The 13,823-nt window shown below is 46.8% G+C and carries 14 protein-coding genes; 10 read left to right on the forward strand and 4 right to left on the reverse strand.

What is annotated here, in order from left to right; genetic code table 11:
* Positions 1-66: 66 nt before the first annotated feature.
* The 3 genes from IFU39_RS26225 to IFU39_RS26235 are packed head-to-tail and all read right to left on the reverse strand — an operon-like array spanning position 67 to position 2,631.
* The gene (locus tag IFU39_RS26225; protein ID WP_192135831.1) at positions 67-1,035 is read right to left on the reverse strand and encodes an ABC transporter ATP-binding protein; all 969 of its coding nucleotides are present in this window, start codon (positions 1,033-1,035) and stop codon (positions 67-69) included.
* A gap of 22 nt (positions 1,036-1,057) precedes the next feature.
* Entirely contained in the window at positions 1,058-1,858 is an 801-nt protein-coding gene (locus IFU39_RS26230) for an ABC transporter permease (RefSeq protein ID WP_192135750.1), read from the reverse strand.
* Positions 1,855-2,631, reverse strand: coding sequence for an ABC transporter permease (locus IFU39_RS26235; protein WP_149846811.1), 777 nt, complete (start codon positions 2,629-2,631; stop codon positions 1,855-1,857). The genes IFU39_RS26230 and IFU39_RS26235 overlap by 4 nt, the downstream gene beginning before the upstream one ends.
* 305 nt (positions 2,632-2,936) lie before the next feature.
* Here IFU39_RS26235 and IFU39_RS26240 point away from each other — a divergent pair, with 305 nt between their 5' ends.
* The 10 genes from IFU39_RS26240 to IFU39_RS26285 all read left to right on the forward strand — a co-directional run bounded on the left by IFU39_RS26240 (position 2,937) and on the right by IFU39_RS26285 (position 11,992).
* Entirely contained in the window at positions 2,937-3,788 is an 852-nt protein-coding gene (locus tag IFU39_RS26240; protein WP_149846810.1) for a DegV family protein, read from the forward strand.
* Between the two features lie 206 nt (positions 3,789-3,994).
* A complete protein-coding gene (locus tag IFU39_RS26245) occupies positions 3,995-4,660 on the forward strand; it encodes a response regulator transcription factor (protein WP_446740356.1) in 666 nt (221 codons plus the stop codon).
* Positions 4,657-5,589: a sensor histidine kinase gene (locus tag IFU39_RS26250; RefSeq protein WP_192135755.1), complete on the forward strand. Its 933-nt coding sequence runs from the start codon at positions 4,657-4,659 to the stop codon at positions 5,587-5,589. The genes IFU39_RS26245 and IFU39_RS26250 overlap by 4 nt, the downstream gene beginning before the upstream one ends.
* A 128-nt stretch (positions 5,590-5,717) precedes the next feature.
* Positions 5,718-6,641 (forward strand): ABC transporter ATP-binding protein, encoded by a 924-nt coding sequence (locus tag IFU39_RS26255; RefSeq protein ID WP_091019219.1) that lies wholly within the window; start codon positions 5,718-5,720, stop codon positions 6,639-6,641.
* Positions 6,625-7,332, forward strand: a complete 708-nt coding sequence (locus IFU39_RS26260; RefSeq protein ID WP_274599300.1) for an ABC transporter permease — start codon at positions 6,625-6,627, stop codon at positions 7,330-7,332. The genes IFU39_RS26255 and IFU39_RS26260 overlap by 17 nt, the downstream gene beginning before the upstream one ends.
* A 105-nt stretch (positions 7,333-7,437) precedes the next feature.
* Positions 7,438-8,250 carry a bifunctional hydroxymethylpyrimidine kinase/phosphomethylpyrimidine kinase gene (thiD, locus tag IFU39_RS26265; protein WP_192135759.1) on the forward strand — a complete coding sequence of 271 codons (813 nt, stop codon included), beginning with the start codon at positions 7,438-7,440 and terminating at the stop codon, positions 8,248-8,250.
* Between the two features lie 250 nt (positions 8,251-8,500).
* The gene (locus IFU39_RS26270) at positions 8,501-9,181 is read left to right on the forward strand and encodes a response regulator transcription factor (protein WP_091019223.1); all 681 of its coding nucleotides are present in this window, start codon (positions 8,501-8,503) and stop codon (positions 9,179-9,181) included.
* On the forward strand, positions 9,178-10,926 hold the full coding sequence (locus tag IFU39_RS26275) for a sensor histidine kinase (protein ID WP_091019224.1): 1,749 nt from the start codon (positions 9,178-9,180) through the stop codon (positions 10,924-10,926). The genes IFU39_RS26270 and IFU39_RS26275 overlap by 4 nt, the downstream gene beginning before the upstream one ends.
* A 21-nt stretch (positions 10,927-10,947) precedes the next feature.
* Positions 10,948-11,493 (forward strand): CDP-diacylglycerol--serine O-phosphatidyltransferase, encoded by a 546-nt coding sequence (gene pssA, locus IFU39_RS26280; RefSeq protein WP_091019226.1) that lies wholly within the window; start codon positions 10,948-10,950, stop codon positions 11,491-11,493.
* A 13-nt stretch (positions 11,494-11,506) separates the two neighbouring features.
* Complete coding sequence (locus IFU39_RS26285; RefSeq protein WP_091019228.1) at positions 11,507-11,992, forward strand: DedA family protein; 486 nt, start codon at positions 11,507-11,509, stop codon at positions 11,990-11,992.
* A 302-nt stretch (positions 11,993-12,294) separates the two neighbouring features.
* On the opposite strand, the gene IFU39_RS26290 is transcribed toward IFU39_RS26285, so the two are convergent.
* Complete coding sequence (locus IFU39_RS26290; RefSeq protein WP_091019230.1) at positions 12,295-13,485, reverse strand: cation:proton antiporter; 1,191 nt, start codon at positions 13,483-13,485, stop codon at positions 12,295-12,297.
* Between the last annotated feature and the right edge of the window lie 338 nt (positions 13,486-13,823).

Below are 13,823 nucleotides of genomic sequence, written 5' to 3' on the forward strand. Positions count from 1 at the left end.
ATGTCCCTCTTTCATGTAACGGCGTAAGAACAGGTCTTCATCCTATTTCCTCACAAAATGGGCCAACTAATACACCCGGTGGATGATATCTTCGAAATCGGGTTCCTTCATCTCCACATCTTCAATCTCACCCCATTGCTCAAGCTGCTTCAGAATGTCCATCGTGCTCCATTCCTTCCGGTTAACTTCGACGGTGACAATCTGCCCTTCCACTCCTGTGATCTGAATGGCGGACGGTATGGTATCAGGCATAAGAAATGAACCCCGATACGTAACTCGGATAAGTGTCGGCAGACCGATAGTGTCACGCAGAGAAGGGATCGAGCCGTCATATGTAAGTTGACCGTGATTGATCACCATCACCCGACTGCATAACTGCTCAATGTCATCCATATCATGGGTGGTCAGCAAAATCGTTTTGCCAAACGTTTCATTTAATGTACGTAGAAATTGACGAATGTTCCGCTTTGCGTTCACATCCAGTCCAATCGTTGGTTCATCGAGAAAAAGCAGTTCGGGATCATGCAGCATGGAAGCTGCGAGATCCGCACGCATGCGTTGTCCAAGCGAGAGCTTGCGGACAGGCGTGGCCCAGAACGATTCAAGGTCCAGCAGCTCGGAGAACTGGGACAGCCGTCTCTTTTTGTCCTCGGTACGGACGCCGTACATCTCGGCCAGAATATCATATGAATCTTTCACGGGCAGATCCCACCAGAGCTGGCTGCGCTGTCCAAACACGACGCCGAGTCGACCCACGGTCCTGCGCCTGTCCTGATGCGGGTTCATACCGTCAAGCCTTACCTCACCCGAGGTGGGGTGCAGGATACCTGTCAGCATTTTGATTGTGGTAGACTTGCCAGCCCCGTTCGGACCGATGTAACCCACAAACTCACCTGGGCCGATATCAAAACTGATATCGCGTACCGCTTCCTTGGACACATATTCACGTGAAAATAACGTACGTAGACCTGAGAAACGTCCTTCGCGAATAACAGGAGTTTTGAATTCCTTTTGCAGATGCCGTGCTGTGATCATGTTCATAATTCGTTACGCCTCCTTAGCTACCTGTACTTTGATATTTGGTCATGCCGAATTGCCAGAAACGCAGACTTGCAGCCAAGCTCAGTACGGCAACCGCAGCAACAGCAACAAGGACCCATGCTCCTCCTTCACCCCGCAGTAGATAGAGTGACGGAATATAGTTGACGAATCCCACGGGAATCACCGTTAGCAGAATGCCAGACATCCATTTGGGATATAACGTTAGCGGATATTGGGCAGCCGTTCGTGCTGCATCTTCAGTAATCGTCTGTAATTCCTCGATGCGTGTGGTCCAGAATCCGAGTGTGGCAGTAGCGAGTCCAATGGAAAAGAGAATGACTGCACCCGTCAGGATAATAAACAGGGAGAAGGGAATGGCGATCCAGCCAATCTGTCCGCTATGCATCATGCCTACCAATGACCAGCAGAGAATGAACCCGCCTTGCAGGACTTCCCCAGCCATGATGCGGAAGTTTTGCGGCAGCAGTGCCAGCAATACGGGCATGGGACGTGTTAACAGTTGATCAAGCTCACCATTAACCAGATATTTTTCCAGATGATGAACTTCGTTTCCGAATGTGCGATACAGTGTTTTGGATAACGTCATGATGGCAAAGAGATAACCGATCTCATGGAGGGACCAGCCTTTAATTGCTCCGAATTTGTGCAGCACGAGAGCAACCATCAGAAACTCGGAGATCTGAATTAAAGCGGCCAGTACGGACGCCATGATGAAATTGAACTTGTATTGCATCCGGCTGCGGATGCTTGTTCGAATCAGCATTTTATATAAATTGAACCAGGAAGTTCGCTTCATCCGCCTTGTACCTCCACTTTACGACGTAACACTTGGGTAATCGCAAGACAGATCAACGTCATACAGACACACCAAAGCAAGGTTCCCCATAACAAGGAGCCATCTTCGAAACCAAGATAGATTCGGGTAGGTACATAGAGCAGGAAAGGGTAGGGGGATATCCAGGCAAGTTGTTCAAGCCAGTCCGGTAGCCATTCCAGCGGAATGAAAAAACCAGCCAGCAGATTCATCATCGCGTGATTGCCCCAGTGAAGCCAGGAGGACTCCGTGGTCCACATCGACGTGGCACCAATAATGTAGTTCATGCAGATGGACAAGTATGCGGCACCGGCAAGACCAAGTGCGGCATAGAATAGTGTTGAAACGTCTGAGGGCCAATCCAGGGAAAAGACAATGGAGAAGAGCAGGTAGATTGGAATACTTTTGTACACGAACTGGTAGGCAATCTGCCCCCATTCGCGTGCCAACAGGTGGGTGAACAGATGAACAGGCCTCATCAGATCAAGTGCGATCTGCCCTGTCCTGACGGATAAGGGAATACCCAATCCGTTCGTGAGAAAACCCGAGATCCAGAGAGAGGATTGCGTGAACGCAATGTAACTGATCATCCCCTGTGTCCCGTATTCTCCGAGCGTATGGTCGGCCCCGATGCCGATCCAGAGGCAGGCATACATGTAACCAAACATGGCGCTTGCCAAGTTATGTACCATGTGTGCCCCGCGGTATTGCAGATTCCGGGAGTAGGCTTTGGAAGCCAGAGTGAAATAAAGCATGTGACACCTCCGATAAGTGGATTGAACGGCGTTTCCGTTCACTTCAGTCAAGGCGAAAAAGAGAGAAGGACAACAGCATACCAATTTATTCCTTCACAGGCAAGACATTTTTTTAGCTAATAATGGTATAAACAGGGGTGTTCATGATTGCGCCACAAGACAACGGTCTGTCCGTTCATTTATAATTGAGAGGTAGTATCGCAAACGTTTACAATGTGAAATATTCAAATTTTAAATAAACCGCCGGGCTTGTGCTTGACGATTGAAGATACAGAACAAACAATCCGGCAAGAGAGAAGGATGTCATGAAGAAAATTGCATGGGTCACCGATAGTACCAGTACACTGGATCCCGTTTTTGCGGAGCAAAATCATATCTACATCGTACCGCTGCGCATCGTATTTGGAGAGGAATGTTACCGGGAAACCGATGACATTACATCTGAAATGTTCTATGAGAAACTTGCGGAGGCTTCACGTGCGAGCAGTTCGCAGCCACCCATTGGCGAATTCATTGAACTGTATGAGTCGCTCAAAGACAAGTACGATGAGATTATTACGATTCATTGCTCTACAGAGCTTAGTGGAACGCTGCATACGTCCATGCAGGCTGCAGAGATTGCAGGAGTGACGGTGACCGCAATTGATTCGAAGGCAGGTGCCTATCCTCACCGTGAGATGATTATGCAAGGACTGGAATGGCAGAAGCAGGGATGTTCAGCTGCCGAGATCAAAGTAAACATTGAACAGATGATTGATAACATGTCCTTTTACCTCATCCCGGCCAGTCTTCAGAATCTTCATCGCAGTGGACGGGTGTCCGGCACACAGCTAATCATCAGTCAACTGCTCAAGATCCATCTGCTGCTTCGATTTGAAGAGGGCAAAGTGGTTGTGAATGAGAAGATTCGCACGTTCAAGCGAACGAAAGATCGCATGCTGGATATGCTCAAGCTGGATATGGAGAAAGTAAAACATGTGTGCATTATGCATGCGAACAATCAGGAAGAAGCCGTCACGATCAAGAAGCAGATTGCCAATCTGCTCCCTAAATTAAAGACCGAAATCATGCCGTTTATCCCTGTGGTGAGTATTCATGCAGGTGCAGGAACCATTGGACTGTGCTGGATTCACAGTGAGAACGGATATAGAGAATAGAAGCACCAGCATTTATCTACAGACACTCATAGACCTGGCCGGAAACACACTTTATACCGAAGTGTACTTCCTGTCAGGTTTTTTCGGTATATCATTGCCAATTCAAACAAACTGTGAGGTAATAAAGAAAAAATGTTCATGCTGGAGGGGAAATCGTGTCAAGTTACCGCTTGTTGCTTGTTGAAGATGATCGTTCAATTAGTGAAATGGTCGGACCTTATCTGGAAAAAGAGGGCTACGACGTCACTTATGCATATGACGGCTTAGAGGCAGAACGTCAGTTCAGCCAGTCACAACCCGGGTATGATCTGGTTATTCTGGACCTGATGCTCCCTCGCAAGAGTGGGATGGATGTGCTGCAAACCATTCGGGCAGTCAGTCTGGTACCTGTGCTCATTCTGTCTGCGAAGGATGGGGAGGTGGACAAAGCGTTAGGTCTGGGCTTCGGTGCAGATGATTACTTGAGCAAACCGTTCTCGTTAATCGAACTGACTGCCCGCATCAAAGCTGCGATTCGCCGCGCCAATTATACGACTCAGCCTGTGGCTGAAGTGGCTAAAGATCAGCGTATTCACATTGGAGGACTCGTAGTTGACATGGAGACGTACGAGGTAGAACGTGAAGGTACACCCGTCAAGCTGACATCCAAGGAATTTGGAATTCTGAAGCTGTTGGTTGCCCATCCTGGTAAAGTGTTCACCAAGGCTCAGATCTACGCCTCCGTCTGGAACGATCATTATTATGGAGACGAAAATATCATTAACGTACATATGCGTCGTCTGCGTGAGAAACTGGAAGCAGATCCTTCGGCTCCCCAGTATATCAAGACACTCTGGGGCATCGGATATAAGCTGGAGGCGGAGCAGGGATGACACTGATTTTTGCCAGTACAACAGCTATTCTGGCCATTGCCTTCATTGTATTGTGGTTGAAATTCAGGAAAAGAAACCAACACCTGTCCTATATTCATCAGAAAATATCCTCTATTTTGGATCAAGGCACCTTTGAGCGATTACTCGTATTCAATAGTGATGACCAAGTCAGTCAGCTTCTAAAAGACATGAACCAGCTGCTTGACTATGCCCACCGCGCTAAGGCCGGTTATGCGAATCAGGAGAAGGAGATGCGTAATATGCTCTCCAACATTTCACATGATCTGAAAACGCCACTCACGGTGGTGCTGGGTTATAGTGAGACCTTGCTGCACAGTCCATCACTGACCGATCAGGAACGGAAGATTATGACGGAGAAAATACAAGATAAGGCGCAGGAAGTGCTGCGTTTGATCCATTCCTTTTTTGACTTGGCAAAGCTGGAATCTGGAGACACGGAGCTAGTGCTTAGTCGAGTGAATATCAGCGAATTATGCCGGTTGAAGATGCTTTCCTTTTATGAAATGTTGACGAATCTGGGGTTACACGTGGAGCTAGAGATTCCTGATGGTGATATCTTCGTGCAAGCGAATGAAGAAGCATTGGACCGTGTGCTGGATAATCTCATTACCAATGGAATGAAATATGGAGCAGAGGGTAAGGTACTGGGGCTTTCACTGGATCATTCGATCGGTGAACCTGTGACGCTACAGATCTGGGACCAGGGAAAAGGGATTCCTGAGAGCGAGCATAGTCGTGTGTTTGAACGCATGTATACACTGGAGGATTCCCGCAATCGACTCTATCAAGGCAGCGGCCTGGGTCTGACCATTACGAAACGGCTAGTTGAGCGGATGGGTGGAAGTATTCACTTGCATAGTGTGCCACATCAACGGACTGTATTCTCGGTTACCCTAAAGGCTTGGTAGACTCTGAGTTTGGCTTGTCCGGTCAGACTTAAGGTTTTTGTAAGATTTGATTAATAAAAAAGAAGACTTTTCTCTTTACAATATAGATATAGGAACCCGGACAGGGGACGTAAAGGAGAACAAGGACGATGAATTATATCGCACGAACAATAGATGTGACCAAAGTATATGAAGGGGTGGAGGTTGTATCCAACGTCAATATGAATATTAAGCAAGGTGAGATCTATGGATTCCTCGGTCCAAATGGTGCTGGTAAAACAACCATCATGAAGATGCTCACCAATCTCGTCAAACCAACCACAGGGGAGATAGAACTGTTTGGGGAGAAGCTTACGCCGACCTCTTATGAAGTGCTGAAGCGAATGGGCAGTATTATTGAATATCCTTTTTTCTACGATAGACTGTCTGCTCGCGAGAATCTGGAGCTTCACTGTGAATACATGGGATTCTACAATAAAAAGATCATCGACAACACGATGGAAATGGTAGGGCTGAAGAATACGGGCAAGAAACCGGTCAAAGACTTCTCCTTGGGCATGAAGCAGAGGCTGGGACTGGCTCGTGCACTTATAACCACACCTGAACTGCTCATTCTGGATGAACCGATCAACGGATTGGACCCTGTAGGGATCCGGGAGATGCGAGATTTGTTCAAGCGGCTTAGCAATGAGTATCGCATTACCCTGTTGGTCTCCAGTCACATTCTTGGTGAGATAGAGCAGATTGCGGACACAGTTGGTGTCATTCGCGGCGGTCGTTTGGTGGAAGAAGTATCAATGGAGAGCATTCGTGGAAGTCAAAATGAGTACATTGAGTTACAGGCGGTGGATATCCGCAAAGCGACCTATGTCATTGAACACCAGCTTGGTTTGAGTAATTATAAACTGGTTGATAACCAAACGTTACGCATCTATGATCCGGGAATCATTCCATCGGAACTGAACACCAAGCTGATCCAGCACGGCATTGAGATCGAATCGATATCCAAACGGGCTCATTCCCTGGAAGAACACTTCATGAAGCTTGTGAAAGGGGATGAAGACGTTGCTTAAACTAATCAGACTTGAGATGCGGAAGCACCGTTTTGCACGTAATTTTGCAGGGGCAGGTATTGCCAGTATAGCCATTCTTCTTTTCCTGATCATGATTGGATTCGTGGATGTGGGAGCAGAAGATTATGCCTATGCCGATTACCAGACCGCCTTTATGATTATCGATACGTTTGTGAGAGCGACCTTTATCATATTTGCCGGAGCTTTATTATCCAAGCTGGTGATCAGTGAGTATAGAAATAAAACGATGAACGTCATGTTCACCTATCCTATCCAGCGTCATAAAATCATTGCTGCCAAATTGATTATCGTGTTTGGTTTTACATTTGTGATGATTATGGTTACCGACCTGTTGATGGGTTCACTGCTGTTGATTGTTAATCATTTCTACTCCTTCATTCCCGGATCATTGACAAATCAGGATATATTGGGACTTCTGGTGAAGTACAGTATGAGTTCTTTATCGGCTGCGTGTATGGCACTCATTCCCCTATTCTTCGGTATGCGTAAGCATTCTGTTACAACTACAATGGTCTCGTCCATTTTGCTGGTTTTGATTGTCTGCTCCGGTTTCAACGGGTCGGAAGTTTCCATTCATTCGCTTATTATTATCCCTCTGACCCTTGGAGCAATAGGGATATGGATTGCTTCGATGTCCATGGTTCGTTTGGAGACAAAAGATGTGAACTGAATCATTCGGAAAACCATGCTCTGTATGGCTTCAGATGCCATTGACATCCGCTCGTACAAGGGATAGGATAATGTCAACTGAGACACGAAGGAGAATGCAACTACCATGATGATTCCAAAAACATTAACAATAGCTGGTTCGGACACGAGCGGCGGAGCAGGTATTCAAGCTGATTTGAAAACTTTTCAGGAGCTGGGTGTGTATGGTATGACCGTACTGACTACGGTTGTGGCAATGGAGCCCGAAACATGGGATCACCAGGTCTTTCCTGTTGAATTAAATGTAGTTGAAGCACAGCTTCGCACGGTTCTGGACGGTATCGGTTTTGATGCCATGAAGACAGGTATGCTCGGTTCAGTAGATATTATTGAACTGGTAGCAAAACATATTCGCCGTAGCGGTCTGCCACAGATCGTTATTGATCCGGTAATGGTCTGCAAAGGTACAGACGAAGTACTGCAACCGGAAAATACGGAAGCGATGATCGAATTCCTGTTGCCAGGTGCTGATCTGGTTACACCTAATCTGTTCGAAGCATCCCAACTGGCGAAGAGTGGACCGATTCGTTCCAAGGAACAGATGGAAGCAGCGGCAGCAGCAATTCATGCCCATGGCTCGAAACATGTCCTAATTAAGGACAGAGGTGTCATTAGCCCGGGTAAAGCAATGGATCTACTCTATGATGGAACCAACTACGAATGGTTTGAAGCCGATGTTGTCGGCTCCGGATATACGCATGGTGCGGGCTGCACAACGTCTGCGGCGATTACCGCAGGGTTGGCTCGTGGTCTTTCAGTGAAAGAGGCTGTTCGTGAAGGTAAAGCCTTCGTGACCAAAGCGATTGCCGGCGGATTCCCGCTGAACCGTTTTGTTGGCCCGACACTGCATGTGGCACACCGTCTGGAGCAACAACGTTAAGTGTTGCCAGGGAGCGCGCAGTAGCGCATCAATTCTGGACAACATACTTCGATTACATCCAAGTAGCTGTCAATGAGCTGGAGCTTGCTCGTTGACGGCTTCTTTTTTATGCGAATTTTTATAAAAATTAGTAACTTTTGGCTTATATTAATCGTATATATCATGGGAGCATTCCAAAACATGTATGGACACATGAACGACACATGGAATAGGTATGTTATCATCAGAAATCTAAAAAGGAGAGTCGGCCATGATCAGAACAGTGCTTCTGGTGGAAGATGAAAGCCGCATTCGTGAGATTGTGGCCGATTATTTCATAAAAGAACAATGGAACGTCATAGAAGCAGAACATGGAGTACAGGCACTGGAACTGTTGGCTCTGCATGAGGTGGATTTGGTTATTCTGGATGTTTTGATGCCTGAAATGGATGGATGGACGTTATGTGGGCATATTCGATCCCAATCCACCGTACCTATTATCATGCTGACTGCACGGTCCGAGGATGACGATAAAATTCATGGATTTCAGCTGGGCGTAGACGATTACGTTACCAAGCCGTTTAGCCCACGTGTGCTGGTTGCACGTGCAGAGACATTAATGAAGCGTGTTGAAGGTGCATTTGGACGAGAGCAGGGTGTGATTCGTTTCGGAGAGGTAACCCTTGATCCATGGGCCAGACGCTTGGAGAAGGACGGAATTGAATTGGAACTTGCACCAAAGGAATATGATCTGTTGCTTTATCTGGTACGTAATGCAGGCATTGTGTTGTCCCGGGATGCCATTTTGAATCGGATCTGGGGATTTGATTTTGAAGGGGACTCACGTGTTGTAGATACCCACATCAAGAAGCTGCGGAGCAAATTGGGTGATGAAGCCAAGTGTATCCGTACGGTGATTGGCACTGGATATCGTTTCGAGGCAGAAGCATGAGAAGAAATGGCGTAACAATGAAGCTTTTCCTGGTCATGGCAGGATGTCTGGTACTTCTATATGGGACGACGGTTTTTGCCCAGTTGGTCTGGTTCCCCGATTTCTATCAGCATCAAAAGGTCAGTAGTATGAAGAAAAAGCTGTCCAAGTTCGAACAGCAATATTCCAATGGACATTGGAGTGATTTACAGCTGGCTAAGGAGACCGGGAAGTTCATGCGTCAGAATCAATCACATCTGGTCATTCTGACGAATACCGGAAGACTGGTTAATGACCCGTTCCACATTACGTTGCTTCAAGAGGATGGAAGTCACGTGAAAGTGTCCTTGTCCTTGTTTATCAATAGTGAGAATGCTGGCTGGATTACATCCCATCTGAAATATGGGCAAGAACTGACGGTGAAAGGTCCGGCCAGCGAATCCATGGTCTATCCATTCAAAATCCAGGATGCCACTTCTGCCGCATGGGGAACTGAAAGCTTTCAGGAATCAATTGAACCGGTAAAGGAATGGTCAGGTGTATTGACTGAGGTCGTTCTTCCCAATCTGGCAACGTGGAGTCAGAGGCAAGGACTGCTGGTGCAAGCACTGGATAGCCGGTTCCCTTTGTCCACCGAAGACCAACTGGCCTTGGCAAATGGCAAAATGCTCAATGAAGAATGGATGGATAGCTGGAGCGGTGTTCGCAATGTCATCACCATTGCTCCAGTGCATCGTTCCGGACCCGAGCAGCAACTGATCTTCTCGCTCACGTCTCTACAGGAGATGAGGGAAGCGAATGAGGCAACACGTTTGTTCTATGCGTATTTTGGCATAGGGGCATTTATATTGATTCTGTTGCTGGCGTTACTCCTGTCCCGAATTGTAACGAAGCCGCTCTTGGCCTTGAACCATGTCGCCAAGAAAATGTCTACGCTGGATTTCACGGTGAAATCACCCATCCGGCGTAATGATGAAATCGGCAGTCTGTCTAACAGCCTCAATGCCTTATCGGGAACCTTGGGTCAGACACTGGAAGAGCTGAGGCAGGCCAACACGCAGATGCGTACAGATATGGAAATGAAGCAGGAGATTGAACAGCGTCAGCGCAAGTTTTTTGCCGATGCATCACATGAACTTAAGACACCAATCAGCATTATTAAGGGATATTCTGAAGGGCTGAAGGATGGCGTGAGCGAGAGCAAACGGGAGCGTTACATTGAGATCATTGCCGATGAGACGATCAAAATGGAAACAATGGTTGAAGAGATGCTGGATCTGGTGCGACTGGAATCCTCAGCGGTTCAATTGAATACGGATGCTGTTGCACTGGCTGACATGATTGAGGATATCGCCGGCCGTCTGGGTCCGCAACTGAAGGACAAAGGATTGGATGTGGTGCTTGTATCCACAACAGAACAGACGGTGGAGGGTGACCGAAGCAAGCTGGAGCAGGTTATTTTCAATATCATGATGAATGCTATACGTCATGCAATACCACATACCGATATAACTATTGAGATCAGCAGGCGTGAAGGTTTTGTCCATATTTCCATTGAGAACAAGGGTGAGCAGATCGCTGAAGCTGAGCGGCAGTATATATGGGAGAGGTTCTATCGGGTAGAGCGCTCACGTAATCGTAAAATGGGGGGGACCGGGCTCGGTCTGGCCATTGCGAAGCAGATTCTTGATCTGCATGGGTGCAGTTATGGAGTGGAGAATACACCGGATGGAGTCCGTTTTTATATTATTTTTCCTAAAGCCTAGTACGAAAGGGAGTCAAATCTTATGAAGTCTTTACCATCGATTTTAACCTTGGGGAATCTGAGTTCAGGCATGCTGGCAATCATTATGGCTATTCATGGTGAATTTGCCCTGGCTGTAATGATGATATGGGTAGCGATGTTCTTTGATCTGTTTGACGGGTATGCGGCTCGTAAATTGCATTGTGAGGGTGAGTTCGGCAAGTCCCTGGACTCGCTTGCGGATGTAGTTTCATTCGGAACAGCGCCCGTGCTGATTCTGTACCTGAATTCCATGATTGAAGTGAGTGTGCTGGGGATGGCACTGACTGCATTATTTCCCATTTGCGGTGCTTTGCGTCTGGCCCGTTATAACTGTCAGAAGACAGCAAGCAGTGGTTTTGTCGGAATGCCGATTACATTTGCGGGAGGTCTGATGTCCTTTTTCGCACTCTGGAGTCCTTATTTCACACATGGTGTAGCCTATCTTGTCATTATTGTATTATCCGGTCTCATGGTGAGCCAAATCCGATTCCCGTCTCTAAAACAAGTGCTAGCCTCACATGAGAAGGATATTGTGGAACCGAAATAAGGAGCGAGTCAGTATGGAATTTGCAAAAGAATTTATTGGTCAATATGGTTATTTCGCAATCTACGGACTACTGGCTCTTGGCGTTATTGGCATGCCGATTCCGGATGAGGTGATGATGACGTTTGTCGGTTATCTCGCCTCCATCTCGGTGTTGAATTACTCCGTATCCATCGCCGTCAGTTTCGGTGGCGCATTTACCGGGGGGCTGCTCAGCTACATGATTGGCAAGAAGGCAGGCAGGCCGCTGTTCGATAAGTATGGCAAGTGGATTGGCGTGAATGCCAAACGATTTAGCAGGGTGGAGTCGTGGTTTCTGAAATATGGATACTGGTCAATCATCCTCGGTTACTTCATTCCGGGCATTCGTCATCTGATGTGTTGTTTCTCAGGGATGAGCCGCATGGCAATTGGCAGGTACGTAGTTGTATCGGGCATTGGTGCATTCGTCTGGTGTGTTGTCTTTATCTCGATTGGTTTTTATGTTGGTGTGTTAACTTAAAATGGGACAGCCTGTTGTAACAACGGGCAAGGATGGAAGACCTCTTGAGTGTAAGGTGGTCTTTTTTTGTTTTCTACGATATAGCGAACTTGAGTGAGTAACGAATACGTATGACTTGTAAAAATACAAAAAAAACCGCTCTGACCACCTCTAACCTTCATGTTGAAGGGGAGGAATGGATCAAAGCGGCGTGTGCTTCACGAACGTATTGAATCTTCTAAAGAAGATATAGCCAATATCTCCCAAACTAAAAATATTTCACAAAGCCATCAGGTAAGCTAAACGTAGATATTCTTTTACAGTTACCCACTTAAATGTGATTCTTCAATTCCTCTTTCGACTTGCTTTTCACCCTTTTTGCGTGCAAAGGTAATTTTGAGCAGAGGTGGCGTAACAAGTGTAGTGATTATGACCATGATTACTACGCTCGTAAAGTATTCCGGATCAAGTAAGCCGGAAGCAAGTCCCGTTGAAGCGATAATGAGCGCAACTTCACCTCTTGATATCATTCCTGAGCCAATGGCCAATGAAGATGACATATTAAATCCAGTCAGTCGTGCACCAGCTCCGCCACCAATCAGCTTGGTTACAATTGCAATGAGGCTTATAACGACAATAAACCAAATTTGTGAACCCACACCATCAAACGTGACATTCAAACCAATACTGACAAAAAACACCGGAACAAAAATTCCGTAGGCGATCGGTTCCAGTTTGGTTTCAACTTCATGTTTGAAGTTGGTTTGGGAGATGGCGATCCCAGCGGCAAATGCACCAATGATTCCGGCAACACCCATCCACTCCGCAAAGTAGGAGAAGCCAAAACAAATAATCAATCCCGCAGTAATGACGGTCTCGGTTACTTTCAGTGGTGCCATCCACTTCATGATGCGAGGAACAAGGAACCAGCTGGCAGCGATGATGATCACAAAGAATAACAGCTTCTTGCCGATAAGCAGAGAAATCGAAGTGTCTCCTCCGCCTGTACCCAGCAAGCTCATCATAACAGCAAGAATGACAACGACCAGAACATCATCGACAACAGCTGCACCAAGGATTGTTGTACCCTCACGAGAGCTGAGTTGATCCATATCTTTTAGTGTCTGAACGGAAATGCTGACGGACGTGGCACAGAATAAAAGTCCAAAGAACAATGCGTGTGTCTGTGACATACCGAACGCCATGGCCGAACCGTATCCTCCGATGAATGGTAAAATAATACCACCCACAGCAACGGCAAAGGCTGCTTTCCAGTTTTTCTTCAATTGTTCCAGATCGGTCTCCAATCCAGCGATGAACATCAACAATAGTACCCCGATTTCGGCCATATAATGGACGAAATCACTTTGCTGAACCCAACCGAGAATTGCAGGCCCGAGGATGACACCCACAATCAGTTTCCCCAGTACCGACGGCTGACCCAATCTGACGGATAGATCACCGGCAAGTTTGGTAAAGATTAAAATAAGTGCAAGAACCAAAATAAATTCCATAGGTGTGCTCCTCTCCAGCAGTAGCGTTTATAGGTTTACCTGCCCAAGGGGGGATCATTCCAAGCCTTTAGAACAAAAAAAGGCATAAAAACAGCGCTTGTTAAGAGTGCCGCTTTTATGCCTAAAAAAGACAAAGAGGGGCCCTTGGTGACAGGCTCCTCCAGTTTCAACGCGTATGTGATTAATTGCATTAATTATACCACAAATAAAGACTTGGGTAAATGGGAGCCGGTTTGGATTTGATTGAAAACGGCCGTAAAGGGGCATTTTATAGGGGAGTGCAGCGGTTTTTGTTCAGAGTGTTGTCACTTAACAGCCCGGAATTGCCGAGATATAAT

The sequence above is a fragment of the Paenibacillus sp. CFBP 13594 genome (genome assembly GCF_014842675.1).
GTDB classification, from domain to species: domain Bacteria; phylum Bacillota; class Bacilli; order Paenibacillales; family Paenibacillaceae; genus Paenibacillus; species Paenibacillus amylolyticus_B.